16 protein-coding genes and 3 tRNA genes are annotated in these 16,910 nt (G+C 62.2%); 7 read left to right on the forward strand and 12 right to left on the reverse strand.

The annotated features are described in order from the left end of the window. The 11 genes from AC097L_RS22200 to AC097L_RS22250 form a co-directional block, all read right to left on the reverse strand. A partial coding sequence (locus tag AC097L_RS22200) for a GTP-binding protein (RefSeq protein ID WP_479588950.1) occupies window positions 1–153 on the reverse strand: 153 nt, incomplete at its 3' end. An 87-nt stretch (window positions 154–240) separates the two neighbouring features. Continuing rightward, window positions 241–315, reverse strand: a tRNA-Thr gene (locus AC097L_RS22205). 75 nt (window positions 316–390) lie between these two features. Continuing rightward, window positions 391–464 (reverse strand) — tRNA-Gly (locus AC097L_RS22210). A 106-nt stretch (window positions 465–570) separates the two neighbouring features. Continuing rightward, window positions 571–656 (reverse strand) — tRNA-Tyr (locus AC097L_RS22215). A gap of 115 nt (window positions 657–771) precedes the next feature. Continuing rightward, on the reverse strand, window positions 772–1,512 hold the full coding sequence (locus tag AC097L_RS22220; RefSeq protein ID WP_479588899.1) for a uracil-DNA glycosylase: 741 nt from the start codon (window positions 1,510–1,512) through the stop codon (window positions 772–774). Window positions 1,513–1,522: 10 nt separating this feature from the next. Beyond that, window positions 1,523–2,317 (reverse strand): indole-3-glycerol phosphate synthase TrpC, encoded by a 795-nt coding sequence (gene trpC, locus AC097L_RS22225; protein ID WP_479588900.1) that lies wholly within the window; start codon window positions 2,315–2,317, stop codon window positions 1,523–1,525. Window positions 2,318–2,372: 55 nt separating this feature from the next. Next, window positions 2,373–3,119: a monofunctional biosynthetic peptidoglycan transglycosylase gene (mtgA, locus tag AC097L_RS22230; protein ID WP_479588901.1), complete on the reverse strand. Its 747-nt coding sequence runs from the start codon at window positions 3,117–3,119 to the stop codon at window positions 2,373–2,375. A 4-nt stretch (window positions 3,120–3,123) separates the two neighbouring features. Beyond that, window positions 3,124–3,951 (reverse strand): shikimate dehydrogenase, encoded by an 828-nt coding sequence (gene aroE / locus AC097L_RS22235; RefSeq protein WP_479588902.1) that lies wholly within the window; start codon window positions 3,949–3,951, stop codon window positions 3,124–3,126. Window positions 3,952–3,988: 37 nt separating this feature from the next. After that, entirely contained in the window at window positions 3,989–4,855 is an 867-nt protein-coding gene (locus tag AC097L_RS22240; protein ID WP_479588903.1) for an energy transducer TonB, read from the reverse strand. Next, entirely contained in the window at window positions 4,852–6,927 is a 2,076-nt protein-coding gene (locus tag AC097L_RS22245) for a ribonuclease catalytic domain-containing protein (RefSeq protein WP_479588904.1), read from the reverse strand. Before AC097L_RS22245 ends, AC097L_RS22240 begins: the two co-directional genes overlap by 4 nt. 31 nt (window positions 6,928–6,958) lie before the next feature. Continuing rightward, window positions 6,959–7,573, reverse strand: coding sequence for a YqiA/YcfP family alpha/beta fold hydrolase (locus tag AC097L_RS22250; RefSeq protein ID WP_479588905.1), 615 nt, complete (start codon window positions 7,571–7,573; stop codon window positions 6,959–6,961). 118 nt (window positions 7,574–7,691) lie between these two features. On the opposite strand from AC097L_RS22250, the gene AC097L_RS22255 reads away from it, so the two are divergent. The 5 genes from AC097L_RS22255 to AC097L_RS22275 all read left to right on the forward strand — a co-directional run bounded on the left by AC097L_RS22255 (window position 7,692) and on the right by AC097L_RS22275 (window position 14,296). Next, window positions 7,692–9,257 (forward strand): GGDEF domain-containing protein, encoded by a 1,566-nt coding sequence (locus AC097L_RS22255; protein WP_479588906.1) that lies wholly within the window; start codon window positions 7,692–7,694, stop codon window positions 9,255–9,257. Window positions 9,258–9,299: 42 nt separating this feature from the next. Then, a complete protein-coding gene (gene rodA, locus AC097L_RS22260; protein ID WP_479588907.1) occupies window positions 9,300–10,454 on the forward strand; it encodes a rod shape-determining protein RodA in 1,155 nt (384 codons plus the stop codon). A 61-nt stretch (window positions 10,455–10,515) separates the two neighbouring features. Beyond that, entirely contained in the window at window positions 10,516–11,988 is a 1,473-nt protein-coding gene (gene tldD / locus AC097L_RS22265) for a metalloprotease TldD (protein ID WP_295955858.1), read from the forward strand. 207 nt (window positions 11,989–12,195) lie between these two features. After that, window positions 12,196–13,317: a 3-deoxy-7-phosphoheptulonate synthase gene (locus AC097L_RS22270; RefSeq protein WP_479588908.1), complete on the forward strand. Its 1,122-nt coding sequence runs from the start codon at window positions 12,196–12,198 to the stop codon at window positions 13,315–13,317. Window positions 13,318–13,381: 64 nt separating this feature from the next. Further along, window positions 13,382–14,296: a hypothetical protein gene (locus AC097L_RS22275; protein ID WP_479588909.1), complete on the forward strand. Its 915-nt coding sequence runs from the start codon at window positions 13,382–13,384 to the stop codon at window positions 14,294–14,296. A 65-nt stretch (window positions 14,297–14,361) separates the two neighbouring features. Here the strand turns inward: AC097L_RS22275 and mpl are convergent, their stop codons facing one another. Continuing rightward, window positions 14,362–15,732, reverse strand: coding sequence for a UDP-N-acetylmuramate:L-alanyl-gamma-D-glutamyl-meso-diaminopimelate ligase (gene mpl / locus AC097L_RS22280; protein WP_479588910.1), 1,371 nt, complete (start codon window positions 15,730–15,732; stop codon window positions 14,362–14,364). Window positions 15,733–15,795: 63 nt separating this feature from the next. On the opposite strand from mpl, the gene AC097L_RS22285 reads away from it, so the two are divergent. Together AC097L_RS22285 and AC097L_RS22290 are read left to right on the forward strand one after the other, a co-directional pair. Further along, entirely contained in the window at window positions 15,796–16,386 is a 591-nt protein-coding gene (locus tag AC097L_RS22285) for a hypothetical protein (RefSeq protein WP_479588911.1), read from the forward strand. Continuing rightward, window positions 16,383–16,910 carry a TlpA family protein disulfide reductase gene (locus tag AC097L_RS22290; protein WP_479588912.1) on the forward strand — a complete coding sequence of 176 codons (528 nt, stop codon included), beginning with the start codon at window positions 16,383–16,385 and terminating at the stop codon, window positions 16,908–16,910. Before AC097L_RS22285 ends, AC097L_RS22290 begins: the two co-directional genes overlap by 4 nt.

Raw genomic sequence — 16,910 nt, forward strand, 5'->3', positions numbered from 1 at the left:
GTCGATCTGGTCGTAGGCCTTGGCCTGGCCACCGAACTTGGCTGCCAGCACGGTGGTGATGGCGGCGGTCAGTGTGGTTTTGCCATGGTCAACGTGGCCGATCGTGCCCACATTGACGTGGGGCTTGGTGCGTGCGAACTTTTCTTTTCCCATTTTTCAACTCTCCAAGGAGCTCCGAAAAAAATAAACCAAATTTACACAACCGTCGCACCTACTGGATTCGGCGCGTCTTCAAGATGCTGGTGCCCATTCCGGGAATCGGACCCGGGACCTCTCCCTTACCAAGGGAGTGCTCTGCCACTGAGCCAAATGGGCACTTGTTACGTTGCTACGGAAGGCCCGAAGCAACACAACCTTAACTTTTCACTACTTCCTATTGACAAACGCCTTTGGAGCGGGAGACGGGAATCGAACCCGCGTCATTAGCTTGGAAGGCTAGGGTTCTACCATTGAACTACTCCCGCGTTCGAATGCCTGCGCATCCAAGGCGAAACATTCACGCCAAACCCAAAACCCGCTTGTCAATACTTTAAAAACTGGCTACTGGTGCTGCCGCTACTGGCGTTTCGCTGGTGGAGAGGGCTGGATTCGAACCAGCGTACTCGTAAGAGGGCAGATTTACAGTCTGCTGCCATTAACCACTCGGCCACCTCTCCGGCGAAGCCTTAGATTATAGCACAGAGTTTTAGCGTGTTGGCGACTCCGTGCTTAACAGCTTTCTATGATAACCCGTTGTGGAGGCCTCTGGCTTCGGGCTGCTTGATTTTGTTTTCATTGTGTGTGCGACCAGTCGATGGCGATTGCGCCCGACTGCTGCAGAAAGCTGTTGGCTTGCCGAAAGTGGCCGCAACCTATGAATGACGTGGGCGGGCGCAATGCAGAGAGAGGCGACGGATGGTTGGATTGCAACACCAGAATCTGGTTGCCATGGGCTTTAGCGACGTGCTGGACCAATGGTGCTTTGGTCTGGGCATGGGCTCCCCATAGGAGGTAAACGCAGGCTGGAGCCGTTTGTGCAACGCGCATGACAACCGCGTCCGTCAGCGCTTCCCAGCCGCGTCTGGCGTGGCTGGCGGGAAGTCCATCTTCGACCGTCAAACAGGTATTGAGCAGCAAAACGCCTTGTTTGGCCCAGCCGGTCAGCGATCCACCCTTCGCGAGAGGTGGCATGCCTTCTTGCTGGAGTTCTTTGAAAATGTTGCGCAGCGAGGGCGGCGGCAGGATGCCGGGCGCAACCGAAAATGCCAGTCCTTCGGCCTGACCTGGGCCGTGGTAAGGGTCTTGCCCCAGGATGACCACCTTGACGGCGCTCAGCGGCGTAAGCGCAAGAGCCCGCAAGGGCTGTGGTGGGTAGATCTTGGCGTTCTCGGCCAGGCGCTGGTTAAGGAACTGGCCGAGCTGCTGGCCATGCGCCGAGGCCAGAAAGTCCGCCAGGCAAGCTTGCCAGTCGGAGGCGACGCTGGTTTTCAGCGGCGGCCAACTCTGTAGGCCATCTTCTCGATAGAGAGGCATTGCGGGCAGCTTATTGGGTGTCGAAAAGGCTTGCCAGCGCTACGCCCGGGTCTGCTGCGCGCATAAAGGCTTCGCCGACCAGGAATGCATGGATGTTTGCGTCGCGCATGCGCTGTACATCGGCCGTGGTCAGAATGCCGCTTTCGGTGACCAGCAGGCGGTCCGCGGGCACGTCTTTTTGCAGGGCCAGCGTGGTGTCCAGGCTGACTTCGAAGGTACGCAGATTGCGGTTGTTGATGCCGATCAGCGGGGTTTTCAGTTTCAGGCTGCGCTGCAGTTCAGCGGCATCGTGCACTTCCACCAGTACGGCCATGTCCAGCGAGCGGGCGATGGCCTCCAGTTCGGCCATGTGGCCATCGTCCAGGGCTGCGGCGATCAGCAGGATGCAGTCGGCTCCCATGGCGCGGGATTCATAGACCTGGTAGGCATCCACGATGAAGTCTTTGCGCAGCACCGGCAGTTGGCAAGAGGCGCGCGCTTGTTTCAGGTAGTCCACCTGGCCCTGGAAGAATTGTTTGTCAGTGAGCACGGACAAACAGGCCGCACCATATTCGGCGTAGCTTTGGGCGATGTCGGCGGGGATGAAGTCGGCACGCAGAACGCCTTTGGAGGGACTGGCTTTTTTGATCTCGGCGATGACAGCAGCCTGCCCGGCGGCGATTTTTTTGCGCATGGCACCCACAAAGTCGCGGGTCAGCACGCGGGATTCTGCGTCGGCACGCATGTCTGCCAGGGAGGTGCGGCGCATCGCTGTGGCGATTTCTGTGCGCTTAACTGTGATGATTTGTTCGAGGATGTCAGACATGAAAGGGCTCAGGCGGGTTCAGCGGGAATGCCGCTGCATTATCCATCCCGGCCATTTAGGGCAGCTCGGCGCTTCCCATGCGGGCTACGATGGTGGAGGCGCGGCTGCCCAGATAGCCGGAATTGGGCAGTTTTTCAAAATACTTGGGTCGGGGCAGCATGACCGCCAGCCGGGCGGCTTCGAACGCACTGAGGCGGGACGCGGGTTTGCGGAAGTAGTGTTGGGCAGCGGCTTCTGCACCAAACACGCCTTCGCCCCACTCGACGTTGTTCAGGTAGATCTCCAGGATGCGCTGCTTGTCCAGCAGATGCTCCAGCAGCATGGTCAACACGAACTCCTGGCCCTTGCGCAGCAGCGTGCGTTCGCCTGACAGCAGCAGGTTTTTTGCCAGTTGCTGGGTGATGGTAGAGCCGCCAATCACTTTGGGGGGCTTGGGTGTGGCGCTTGCTTTGGCCTTGGCCGGGGTAGCCAGTTTGACAGCGCGTTCCTGGGCTTTTTCGTTCTTTTGCCAGGCTTTTTCCAGCGCCTCCCAGTCCACGCCGTCATGGTTGGTAAACGTGCCGTCCTCTGAGGCGATGACGGCGCGTTTGAGGTTGTCGGAAATCTGACTATATGGCACCCACTCCTGCCGCCAGCGCAACTGCGTGTCGTCGCCGGTCAGCAGCCGCCAGGCTTCCGACCGTTCAAACGCAGTGGATTGCGGATCCACCACCAGCATCAGGGCGATGCGGCCGACAAAAAACAGTTGAAGTGCCAGTGCGGCAAAAGCCACCAGCACCAGCCAGCGCAGTACGGGGCGCATCGCGTCAACCCAGCGTGGCGCGCAGCTCGGCCAGCACTTTGGCAGAGGGGGGCCGCACGCCGCGCCACAGCAAAAAGCCCTCGGCGGCCTGCTCGACCAACATGCCCAGGCCGTCGCGTGCAATGGCACCGTGCGCGCGGGCCCAGTCCATGAAGCCCGCGGCCGCCGGGCCGTACATCATGTCCAGCGCCAGCGTACCGGGCTGGAGTACCTTGGGCGACACCGGTACGGCCGAGCCGCTCAGGCTGCTGGCGGTGGCGTTGACCACCACGTGGTAAGGCGTTTGCACGGCGGCCAACTCGGCGCTGTCCACCAGCACACCGTGCGCCTGGGCCAGCGCGGCGTGGCGTGCGACCAGGGCCTCGGCTTTGCCCAGGCTGCGGTTGGCCACGGTGATGCGACGGGCCTGGGCGGCAATCAGCGGCCCCAGCACCCCGGCGGATGCGCCCCCGGCGCCGATCAGCAGCACGTCGCGCCCGGCCAGAGCCACTCCGGCGTTGTTCTGGATGTCGTTGACCAAGCCTGCACCATCGGTATTGTCAGCGTGGATACCTCCATCGCGGAAATGCAGGAAGTTGCTGGCCCCGGCCAGTTGGGCGCGTGGGGACTGGTGGTCGGCGACTGCGGCGGCTTCAAACTTGAAGGGCACGGTGACGTTGCAGCCCAGCCCGCCCTCGGCGCGGAAGGCGGCAATGGCTTGCGCAAAGCCGTCCAGCGGCACCAGGCGCTTGTCGTACTGCAAGCTGTGGCCCATCAAAGCGGCAAACCGGCTTTGGATCCACGGCGACCGGCTGTGTTCTATCGGGTTGCCCATCACGCAATAGCGGTCCATACAGGTACTTTCTGTCTGAAAAAAGAAATTCAGGAGGTCAGGGGGTGGTGCCGACTTTGGTTTCCAGCGTCTGGTCGCGGGTAAAGCGAAATCGCGATACCACCACCAACTGGTCTACCTTAGCCCGCATGGCATCGCTGAACATGCCAAACGGCCCGGCATTGCGCACGATGGCTTCTGCGCGTCGGTCCAGGGTGCGGTTGCCCGAGCTCTCGGCAATCTGGGTGGCCAATACCTGGCCGTCAAAGTTGACGGTGACGATCATGGTCAGCGCGCCATACAGCTTTTTGCCCGCCACCTCGGGGAAGTTTTCGGTGCCCCGGTCTTCCACCCGGCGGCGCAGATTGTCGTAATACACCGCATACACCTCTTCGCGCGTGGAGGGGCTGACGTAGCGGCGCTTGGGGCGGGCGTTTTCTTGGTTGATGCGCCGCTCAATCTCGGCCAGCAGATTCAGCAACTGGCGGCGTTTTTCTTCTTGCGCGGCGGCTTCGGGCGAATTGCTGGCCTTTTTGGGGTCCGGGATGGGCAGGCTTGCCAGTTGCTGGGTCACCTGCGCCAGCAGCATGGTTTGCTGTTGCTGCATCGCGTCCATCTTGCGCTGCGTGGCCTCCATCGTTTCGCCCAGGTCGGTGATGGCCGACGGCGGCAGCGGCGTGGTGGCGCGGCCCGCATCTGCCTCGCCGCCCCCGGCCAGTGAGGCCTGGGCGATGGCCGTGGCGCGGTCGGGCGGGGTGGTGGATTTGGCGTTGACCAAAATCACCTCCAGCGGCGTGTCCTGGAACACCCGGTTGAAGGATTCGGGGTCGATGAAGCGCAGCGTCAGCAGTACCGCGTGCAGGGTGATGGACACCCCCAGCGCCAGCTGCAGTGCGGTGAAGTTGCGTAGGAAGCGCCAGCTCACGGTGCAGGTTCGGCGGCGGATGCGGCGGCGGCCTCGGGCTCGTCCATGTCGACGGCGATGGCAATCGGCCCGGAGGTGGTGTCGTCCTCTTCCTCTTCTTCTGCGTCTTCCGCTGCACCGACGGGGGCATCGGCGGCCACCTCGACCGGCGTGTCCAGCCGCTCGACCACGGTGCCGTGTACGTCCAGCGTGATCTCGTCAATGTCGCCCAGCTTGACCCGTACCTTGGCTCCGCGCGGCGCGTCGCCCAGTACCGGCAGCACCAGCGGCAAATCATCCGCGCGGACCATGCCGTCTTTGAAGACCGTGCCGACGATCTCGGTGATGGCGTTCTGCTGCAGGTACTTCAGCGTCCAGAAGCGCTCCATCGCGCCTTGGTAGCCGTTGTAGGTGGCGTAGGCCGCGTCAAACATCGAGATGATGGAGAACAGGTCAGCATCTTTGGGCTTGAACGGTGCGGCCAGGGCTGCGGTTTTTCCGTGCTGGGCGCAGGCGATGATTTGCCACTGGTTGACCAGGTCGGTATAGCGGCGCAGGGGCGAGGTGCTCCAGGCATAGCTTTTGACCCCGATGCCTGCGTGCGGCAGCGCCTTGGTGCCCATGCGCACTTTCACGCCGGGCAGCAGGCTGGCCTGGCTGCGGTAGATGCCGGGCACACCGTTCTCGGCCATCCAGTTGCCCCAGGTGCTGTTGGCCAGGATCATGGCCTCGGCCACCATCAAGTCCAGAGGCGCACCGCGCTGGCGGGTGGTGATTTGCACCTGTTCGTCGCCGACCGGCTCGTCGTCGGTCTTGCCAACCAGCTTGAAGTTGTAGTCGGGCCGGTTGAAGTTCTCGGGTTTGCCGCGCACCACTTCGCGCTGGGCTTTGAGGTGTTTGGCGAGCTTGTATAAAAATGATAGCTGCTCGCGCAGATTAAATATGGGCTGGAGGCCTATTTCATGCTCAAAATCAGGATTTTCCAGCCACTCGGCAGTGACCAGGGTGTCGAGCTGGTCGTGTCGCAGGTTGGCGGCAATGTGCACCCGCTCCAGTTTCGTCTCAGTGGCGGTGATCTCCAGCGTGGCCTCATCCAGCGTGGCGTACAGCGACACGGCGGGGCAGTCTCGGCCCTCTTGCAGGGTGTAGTTTTGCACCACCGCATCGGGCAGCATGGTCAGCTTGTAGCCTGGCATGTAGACGGTGGACAGGCGGGCGCGGCCCAACTGGTCAATGGCGCTGCCGGGCGTGATGGCCAAGCCGGGTGCGGCAATGTGGATGCCCAGCGTGACCGTGCCCGTGCCCAGGCCCTGCACCGACAGCGCATCGTCGATCTCGGTGGTTTGCGAGTCGTCAATGGAAAACGCCTGTGCGGTGGACAGCGGCAGATCGTCCACTATCTGTGGCGCGTCCAGGGCCGGGAAGCCCGTGCCCTTGGGGAAGTTTTCCAGCAAAAACCGCCGCCAGTGGAACTGGTAGGGCGAGTCGATGGCCCCGGCGTGCTGTAACAGCACCAGTGGTGCCTTGTGGGTGGCGCGCGATGCCTCCACCACGGCTTTGTATTCCGGGCCGTTTTTATCGGGTTTAAACAGTATTTTGTAGAGCTGCTCACGCACGGCTGGCGGGCACTGGCCCTGGCTTAGCTCCTCTGCCCAGCGCTCAATTTGCATAGCAAGCTGCTGTTTTTTCTCGATGGCGGCCAGCGCCAATTGCAGGATCTCGGCCGAGGCCTTGCGAAACCGCCCTTTGCCTGCGCGGCGAAAGTAGTGCGGCGCGTCAAACAGGCGCAGCAGCATGGCGGTTTGCTGCTCCAGTGTGGCGTTAAGGCTGAAATAGTCGCGCGCTAGGTCGGCAAAGCCAAAGTCGTCCTCGGGGGCGAACTCCCAGGCCATCTCCAGCTCAATGTCGGCGGCAACCAGCTGGGCACCCTGTAACAGGATGGCGGGCGTGGGCTTGTCGAACTTCAGCAACAAGTTGGCGGCCTTGACCTTGACCCGCTTGCCACTGTCGAGCTCGACCTGCGCGGACGACTCCGCTTCGGACAAGATGCGTCCGGCCATGAATTTTCCGGCTTCTTCAAATAATGCAAACATGGACTGAATTCTCCCATGATGAACGGCCTGTTTATTTGGGCGATGGACCGGGCAGCAGGTTGAGAAAGCGAAACACCCCGTCGATATGCGTGTCGAAGTCGCTCAGCGCGTGGTCGCCGCCCTCCAGCAGCGTGGGGTGGGCGCTGGCGTAGCGGGCCGCCATTTCGCGCCAGTCCAGCACCTCGTCGCCCTTGGCGACCAGCACCTGGTAGCGTTCGGGCGGGGGCTGGTTGTGCAGGGTCAGGGCCTGCAATTCGCCGATGAAGGCGGGTTCAAAATAAAAACGCTCTTTGGGGTTTTGCCAGCTGGTTTGCTTACCGATGTGCCGGGCCAGGTCCCGCGCCGGGTTCACAGCTGGGTTGAGTAACACGGCTTTGCAGCGGGTGTGTTCGGCCACCCAGGTGGCATAAAAGCCGCCCAGTGATGAGCCGACCACGGCCATCGTTGCCCATGGCCATTCGGCAACGCCTTGGCGCAGCAGGGCCATGGCTTCCTTGGGCGAGGGCGGCAACTGCGGACACCACCAGGTCACGCCAGGGTGCTGGATCTGCACGCGCGCGGCAACCTGCCGGGCCTTCGCCGACTGCGGCGACGAGCGAAATCCATGGAGATAAAGAAGATGGGTGGCGAATTGTTGCGTAAGCATACAAAGATGCTATCAAAATTGTATGCACTTGCCGCTTGGATGCGGTTGGTTTAGCGGCTAACATTGCTATGGCTTTCTATGGGGGCGCACGTCCCCAGCAGACTAAATACAAAAATCCATGGCTGAACGATCCTCTGCCGAAATTGCGCGTGAAACTTTCAAGCTGCTCAGCCTTAAAAAGCTGGCTCCTACGCCTGAAAACTACCAAATCCTCTACCACGAGGTTGCAGGCACCATGGTGCCTGCACACTTTCCGTTTGATCGGCTGCGTCTGGTAGCGGCGGCATTGCCCGCTAAAAACCCGGGCCAGCAAAAACAATGCGGTTTGTTGCAGTCTGCCATCAACCAAGGCAGTTGGGACGGCGTGCAAAACGCGCTGGTGGGCTATGCCGGTTTTGGCATGGTCAGCACTGCGCCCAGTGGCAACTCGGGGTTTGGCGACAGCGGTTTTGGGTCGCCAGCCAGCTCTTCCAGCGCCCACAGTAACCCGGCGCTGACTCCCGAGTTCATGGAGCAAATCGCCCGCCTGATCGACAACGCTCTGCCTGCACTGGGTACCGACGATCCGCGCTTTGTGGAGCAGGCCCGCGAGCTGCTGGCGTTTATTCGCCAACCGGTGCCGGATTTGCCGCGCACCAAAACCATGCTGGCCAACTTCACCCACCGGTTGTCGTTCACGGCCGAAGACCAGTTCGAGATCAAAAACGCTTTGCTGCAGCTATTGCACCTGGTGTTTGCCAATATTGGCGAGCTGTGCATGGACGACCAATGGCTGCGCGGCCAGATCGACGCGTTGGTGGTGGCATCCACCCCGCCCCTGAGCCTGCGCCGCCTGGACGATGTGCAGCGTCGGCTGGTGGACGTGATCGCCAAGCAGTCAGAAGCCAAGGCGCGCGCTTTTGAAGCCCAGACGCAAATGCGCCAGCTGCTGGCCGCATTTGTGGACCGGCTGTCGCTGATGGGCGAGTCCAGCGGCATCTACCATGGCCGGATTGAAGAGTGTGCGCGCCAGATTGAGCGGGTGCAGACCATCGAAGAGTTGGGCCCGGTACTGCAAACCGCCCTCAGCGCCACCCGCAGCATGGCCCTGGACACGCAAGACTCACGTGACCAGCTCCAGGCCATGCGCGAAAAAACCGAGCTGGCCGAAGCCGAAATCAGCAAGCTGCACCTGGAGCTGGACCGCGTCAGCGCCCAGGCGCGGCATGATCCGCTCACTGGTGCCCTTAACCGCCGCGGCATGGACGAGGCCATCCAGCGGGAAATCGCCAATGCCCGGCGCAAAGGCACGCCGCTGTGCCTGGCGCTGCTGGATATCGACAACTTCAAAAAGCTCAATGACGATCTGGGCCATGAAGCGGGAGACGAGGCCCTGACCCATCTGTCCAATGTCACCCGTGAATCCATGCGGCCGCAAGACACCCTGGCCCGCTACGGTGGCGAAGAATTCGTCATCGTGCTGCCCGACACCTTGCTCGAGCTGGGTGTGGCTACCTTGACCCGGCTGCAGCGCGAGCTGACCAAAAAATTCTTTTTGCGCGACAACCAGAAGGTGCTGATCACTTTCAGCGCCGGGGTGGCGCAACTGGCCGAAGACGAGTCGGGTAGCGACTGCATCAAACGCGCCGACCAGGCCATGTACCTGGCCAAGCGCAACGGCAAGAACCGCGTCCTGGCGGGCTAGCGGACTGGCGAGCTAGTTGCACGCAGCCGCGATAATCGCGGAATGTCTGTTGTTTTTGAAAAACCTCCGCTGTGGCAGCGCATCGGGCCGCTGTTTCGCGGCTTTGATGGTCCGCTAGCGTTTGCCGTCTTCATGCTGGTCTGTGCGGGCCTGCTCACCATGTATTCCTCAGGTTACGACCACGGTACGCGATTTGTGGACCATGGGCGCAATATGTTACTAGCGGGGGCAATCCTGTTTGTGGTGGCGCAAATCCCGCCGCAGCGGCTGATGGCGTTTGCCGTGCCGCTGTACACCGTGGGTGTGGCCCTGCTGATTGCGGTGGCCATTTTTGGCGTGACCAAAAAAGGGGCCCGGCGCTGGCTTAACCTGGGTATCACCATCCAGCCGAGTGAAATTCTCAAAATCGCCATGCCCTTGATGCTGTCCTGGTGGTTCCAGCGGCGCGAGGGGCAGTTGCGGCCACTGGACTTTTTGGTGGGAGGCTTGCTGCTGGCGGTGCCGGTGGCGCTGATTGTCAAGCAGCCGGACCTGGGCACGGCCATTCTGGTCATGACTACCGGACTGTCGGTGCTGTTTTTTGCCGGGTTGAGCTGGAAACTCATCTTGCCGCCGGTATTGCTGGGGCTGGTGGCGATTGGCCTGGTGGTGTGGAATGAACCCGCATTGTGCGCCGACGGGGTGCGCTGGATAGTGCTGCACGACTACCAACAGCAGCGCATCTGCACCCTGATGGACCCCAGCCGCGACCCGCTAGGCAAGGGCTTTCACATCATCCAGGGCATGATCGCCATCGGCTCGGGCGGCGTGCTGGGCAAGGGCTTTATGCAGGGTACGCAGACCCACCTGGAATTTATCCCCGAGCGCACCACCGACTTTATTTTTGCGGCTTTTTCCGAAGAATTCGGCCTTGTCGGCAACCTGCTGCTGATCACCGGGTTTTTGTTTCTGATCCTGCGTGGGCTGGTGATTGCCATGGATGCGCCGACCTTGTTTTCGCGCCTGTTGGCGGGCAGCGTGACCCTGATCTTCTTCACCTACGCCTTCGTCAATATGGGCATGGTCAGCGGCATCTTGCCAGTGGTCGGCGTGCCTTTGCCCTTTATCAGCTACGGCGGCACGGCCATGGTCACGCTGGGCCTGGGGCTGGGCATTCTGATGTCGATCGCCAAAGCCCGGCGTTTGGTGCAGTCCTGACGCGGGCAGGGGGATCGCCGTGAGGCCTGCGGCCCCTGTGTTCCAGGCCTAGAATGCATAGATGATCTCTCGCGAACCCACCCTAGAACGTCTTGCCATTGCCCAATCGCTCCTGCTGGAGCCTTTTGGCCTGACACCCGCCCATCTGAGCCGCGCGCTGGCCGAAATTACCGCGCACAAGGTGGACGATGCCGACCTGTACTTCCAGTACACCCGCAGCGAAGGCTGGAGCCTGGAGGAGGGCATCGTCAAAACCGGCTCCTTCAGCATCGACCAGGGCGTGGGTGTGCGGGCTGTTAGCGGCGAAAAAACCGCCTTCGCTTACTCCGATGACATTTCGGAAGCGGCCCTGCTCGACGCGGCCCGTACTGTAAGGTCTATTTCGGCTGCAGCGCAGAACAAGCGTGCAAAGGTAGCTACACAAAAAGTAGCAAAAAGCCGCAGCCTGTACCTCGGTGTTGACCCCATCGCCACGCTGGACAGCACCGCCAAAGTCAAACTGTTGGAGCGGGTGGAAAAGCTGGCGCGCGCCAAAGACCCGCGCGTGGCCCAGGTGATGGCCGGGCTGGCTGCCGAATACGACGTGGTGATGGTCGCCCGTGCCGACGGCACCTTGGCCGCCGACGTGCGTCCGCTGGTGCGCCTGAGCGTCACGGTCATCGCCGAGGCCACCGTCAAGGGTGTTGTGCGCCGCGAAATGGGTTCGGGCGGCGGCGGTGGTCGCTTTGGCCTGGCCTACTTTGACGATGCCATGCTCAATGAATACGTGGATGCCGCCGTGCATGCCGCCCTGACCAACCTCGAATCCCGCCCCGCCCCTGCGGGCGTGATGACCGTGGTGCTGGGTTCCGGCTGGCCTGGCATCTTGCTGCACGAAGCCATCGGCCACGGGCTGGAAGGCGACTTCAACCGCAAGGGCTCCAGCGCGTTCAGTGGCCGCATCGGCCAGCGCGTGGCCGCCAAGGGCGTGACGGTGCTGGACGACGGCACAATTTCCGACCGTCGCGGCTCGCTGAATGTGGACGATGAGGGCTGTGCCAGCCAGCGCAATGTGCTGATCGAAGACGGCATCTTGAAGGGCTACATCCAGGACGCAATGAATGCCCGCCTGATGGGTGTCAAACCCACCGGCAATGGCCGTCGCGAGAGCTACGCCCACATTCCCATGCCGCGCATGACCAACACCTACATGCTGGGGGGCGACAAAGACCCGCAAGAAATCATTGGCAGCATCAAAAAAGGCCTGTACGCCAGCAACTTTGGCGGTGGCCAGGTGGACATCACCTCGGGCAAGTTTGTGTTTTCGGCCAGCGAAGCCTACTGGGTGGAAAACGGCAAGATCCAGTACCCGGTCAAAGGTGCGACCATCGTCGGCAGCGGCCCCGAGTGCCTGAAGAAGGTCAGCATGATCGGCAACGACATGAAGCTTGACCCCGGTGTAGGCACCTGCGGCAAAGAAGGCCAGAGCGTACCGGTAGGTGTGGGCCAGCCCACCTTGCGCATCGACGGCCTGACGGTCGGCGGCACGGCCTAAGCCGTCTGTGTTACATTGAAAAGCTATGCATCAAAGCGTGTTTGCCTACTTTTACTTTTGGTTCTCGGTCCCCGGCGGATGAGAGGCTAAGTTGTAGACAAGCAAGCACTCATAAAAACCGCCGGAGCCCCAAGCTCTCAGGCGGTTTTTTTTCGTTCCTTTTTCCTCCCATTTCCCTTTTTCATACAAAACCCACAGGAGCCGCCCATGAATGCAAAGACCCACCCTAGCAGCGACAACTGGTATGCGAGCGTCGAAAAAACCAGCAAAACCGACGACGAACGCATCAAGGACATCACCGTGCTACCCCCTCCAGAACACCTCATCCGCTTCTTCCCCATCAGCGGCACGCCGGTCGAGACGCTGATTTCCAGCACCCGCAAAAACATCCACAACATCATGGCTGGCAGCGACGACCGCCTGCTGGTGGTGATTGGCCCGTGCTCCATCCACGACCCGGCCGCGGCGCTGGATTACGCCCGCCGTCTGGTCGTGCAGCGTGAGAAATACGCCGACACGCTGGAGATCGTGATGCGCGTCTACTTCGAGAAGCCCCGCACCACCGTGGGCTGGAAGGGCCTGATCAACGACCCTTACTTGGATGAAACCTACCGCATCGACGAAGGCCTGCGCATCGCCCGCCAGTTGCTGATCGACATCAACCGCCTGGGCCTGCCCGCCGGTAGCGAGTTCTTGGACGTGATCTCGCCCCAGTACATCGGCGACCTGATCTCCTGGGGCGCGATTGGCGCACGTACCACCGAAAGCCAGGTGCACCGCGAGTTGGCCTCCGGCCTGTCGGCCCCCATCGGCTTCAAAAATGGCACCGACGGCAATATCCGCATCGCCACCGATGCCATCCAGGCTGCGGCGCGCGGCCACCACTTTTTGTCGGTGCACAAAAATGGCCAGGTCGCCATCGTGCAGACCAACGGCAACAAGGACTGCCACGTCATTCTGCGCGGCGGTAAGGCCCCTAATTACGATGCCGCCAGCGTGGCTGCGGCCTGCGCCGAGCTTAGCGCCGCCCAGATGCCCGCTACCTTGATGGTCGATTGCAGCCATGCCAACAGCAGCAAGCAGCACGCAAAGCAAATCGAGGTGGCCCGCGACATCGCAGGCCAGGTGGCCGGCGGTTCGCGCCAGGTGTTCGGCCTGATGGTCGAAAGCCACCTGGTCGAAGGTGCCCAAAAGTTCACCCCCGGCAAGACCGACCAGAAGTCTTTGGCTTACGGCCAGAGCATCACCGATGCCTGCCTGGGCTGGGACCAGTCCTTGCAAACGCTGGAAATTTTGTCTGCCGCGGTCCAGGCCCGTCGGGTAAGCTGATGCTGCAACAACAGGCCCGCGTCCATGCGGAGTGGGCCTGTTTTTTTGTAAACGGAGCAGCAGCATGGCACTGGATCGACCTATTTTCTGGCTGGGTTTGGCCGGGCTGTCACCGCAGCAGCGGGCCGCTTTGGTCGCCGTCTTGCCCTACCAGCCAACCAGCCTGCCTGCCTGGCGGGTGGCCAAATTTTCTGAGGCCGATGCCTGGTGCGTGAGCGGCGCGGCCGCCCGGCTGCACGACGACGGCACCCTGACCGTACCCGACAGCCGCAGCGCCGAGTCGGAAATGTTGCTCAAACTGGACCAGGTGGACCGGCCGCTGGCCTTCACCACGCCACTGGCTGTGCCGGAAATCGAGCCACTGACCACGTTCGAACCCGAATCCGAGCGCGCGGTGCGGATGGTGCTGAAAAAGTTCGAAGCCTGGCTGCAGCCTTTGCGGGCACAGTATTTTTTGGGGGCTTTGGTACACCAGAAAATGGAGCATCTGCCGCAGGCCGTGTACGAGCTGACGCACCAGACGGTTTTGTTGGCCGTGGTGGATATTCCCCGGCGGCGTATCGACTATTTGGTGGATGCCAGCCCGGTGCAGTTGGAGCAAGCCCAGTGGGATCCGCGTGCGGCCACCCCCGACGTGGTGCCTCCCCGGTTCAAGCAAGTGGGTTTGCGGGCGGTGATGTGGCAGTTTGCCCAGCACTCCGCCGCCGACCTGCTACCTGCAGCGTTCAAAACCGATGCTATCCGCCTGCTGCGCCCGCCCCAGGTGCCCGAGACCTGGCTCAAGGACTCCCTGCGCACGGTGTTGCGCGTGCTGGAAGCCGGCCCGGCCAGCCTGGAGCAATTGCTGCAAAGCGGTGTCAACCCCGAGCAACTGCTGCGCGAACTGGGCAGCTTGTATTTTGACGGCGCTGTGTCTACCGTTTTGGGTGATTTGCGGTGGTTGCCATCGGCCCACCAGCGCCCATCGGACCTCGGTTGACCGTCCTCTTTTAAAATTTAAGCCAAAAGTGTTTCCGGCGTAGATATTACCTGCGCTGTATGCTATTAGTTTTGTAGTGCGCTCAAGAGTTTGGCGTGGATTCCGCCAAAGCCGCCGTTGCTCATGCACAGGATGTGGTCGCCCGGCTGGGCGGCTGCCACCACCTGCGCCACCAACGCATCCACCGAGTCGGCCACCTGGGCCCGGTCGCCCATGGGCTCCAGGGCGCTGCGGGCATCCCAGCCCAGGCCGCCGCTGTGGCAAAACGCTAGGTCGGCATCTTCCAGGCTCGACGGCAATTGGGCCTTCATCGCCCCCAGTTTCATGGTGTTGCTGCGCGGTTCGAACACTGCCAGGATGCGCTGGTCCGGCCCGATACGGCGGCGCAGGCCGTCCACCGTGGTGCGGATGGCGGTGGGGTGGTGGGCAAAGTCGTCGTACACGGTGATGCCGTGTACGTTGCCGACTACCTCCATGCGCCGTTTTACGTTCTGGAACGCGCCCAGTGCCCGCGCCGCCACGTCGGCGGGTACGCCCACATGGTCGGCGGCAGCGATGGCGGCCAGCGCATTGAGCTGGTTGTGCACGCCGCCCAGCGCCCATTCCACCGTGGCCACCGGCTTGCCGCGTTGCAGCACCTGGAAGTTGTGCGGTTCGCCTTGGGCGGTGAAGTCGCTCACCGCCGCGCCAAAGCTGCGCACTTCGCTCCAGCAGCCTTGGTGCAGCACGCGGGCCAGGCTTTCCTCCAGCCCGTTGGTGACCACCCGGCCGGTGCTGGGCACGGTGCGCAGCAGGTGGTGGAACTGGCGTTCAATGGCGGGTAGGTCGTCAAAAATATCAGCGTGGTCGAACTCCAGGTTGTTCAGCACCACGGTGCGTGGGCGGTAGTGCACAAACTTGCTGCGCTTGTCAAAAAAGGCAGTGTCGTACTCGTCGGCCTCGATCACAAAGGTCTTGCCCGCACCCAAACGGGCGGACACCCCGAAATTTAGCGGCACGCCGCCCACCAAAAAGCCTGGCTGCAGCCCGGCGTGTTCCAGTACCCAGGCCAGCATTGCGGTGGTGGTGGTTTTGCCGTGGGTGCCTGCCACCGCCAGCACATGGCGGCCTTGCAATACGTGTTCGGCCAGCCACTGCGGGCCGCTGGTGTAGGGCAGGCCTGCATCCAGAATGGCTTCCATCAGCGGAAATTTAGGGCTGCCGTCGGCGGCACGGGCGCGCGACACCACGTTGCCGACCACGAACATGTCGGGCTCCAGCGCCAACTGGTCGGCCGAGAAACCTTCGATCAGCCCGATGTCCAGCGCGCGCAGTTGGTCGCTCATGGGAGGATAAACCCCCGCGTCGCAGCCCGTCACCCGGTGCCCAGCTTCCCTCGCCAAGGCGGCCAAACCCCCCATGAAGGTGCCGCAAATACCCAAAATATGAATGTGCATGCGGGGATTTTAGGGGTGGCCCTGGTTGCAACCCGGATCGGCAAAAAGGGCAGAATCACGAACATGGATGCACTGACTTTAGAGATCGCCGAGACGGCCGCCCGCATGGTGGTCGAAGAAGGCCTGGAATACGGCCCGGCCAAGCGCCGCGCCGCCTCGCAACTGGGCGCAGGCCGCGCGGCTTTGCCCGGCAACGATGCCGTGGAAGACGCGGTGCGGGCCTATATCGACCTGTTTTGTGGCGACACCCAGCCCGCCGAGCTGCGTGCCTTGCGCCAATTGGCCCTGACCTGGATGGAGCGCATGGAGCAGTTTCGGCCGCACTTGTGCGGTGCGGTGTGGCAGGGTACGGCCACGCGCTTGTCGGACGTGGCGATCCAGCTGTTTTGCGACGACTCCAAATCCGCCGAGATTGCGCTGATCGACCACCGCGTGCCCTACACCCCGGCCACTGTCACCGGGTTTCGCGGTGAGCCGGTGGAGGCCTTGGGTTTTGCGAGTCTGAGCCCGGAGCTGGGCGAGACGGTCGGTGTGCATTTCATGGTCTACGACCTGGACGACCTGCGCGGGGCCTTGAAGCCCGACTCCAAAGGCCGCTCCCCCAGGGGCGACACGGCCGCTGTGCGCCGCTTGCTGGCGGAGGACGCGCCATGATGGCCGCTTCACGCCGTCGGCTCATGGCCGGAGTGGCCGCCGCTGCAGGACTGGCGGGCGCCGGTGTGGCGTGGTGGAGATACCAGCCCGCGCCCTTGCTGTCGGGTGTGGAAGACGCGCTGTGGCGGCTCAGTTTTGACACCCCTCAGGGCACGCCGCTGGCGATGCAGGCTTTGCGCGGTCGGCCCGTGCTGCTGAATTTCTGGGCCACTTGGTGCCCGCCGTGCGTGGAAGAAATGCCCATGATCGACCGTTTCTTTCAACAAAATGCGGCCAATGGCTGGCAAGTGCTGGGCTTGGCGGTGGACCAGCCCAGCGCGGTGCGCAGCTTTCTGCAAAAAACGCCGGTCAGCTATCCCATCGCCATGGCCGGTTTGGGCGGCACCGAGCTGGGGCGATCGCTGGGCAACCTGGCCGGGGGCTTGCCCTTTACCGTGGTTTTGGGTTCGGCGGGGACGGTGCTTCACCGTAAAATGGGCAGGGTTAGCCCTGCTGATTTACAGGTGTGGGCTGGGTTGAAATAG

It is taken from the genome of Rhodoferax sp. RT5P35, assembly GCF_056521385.1.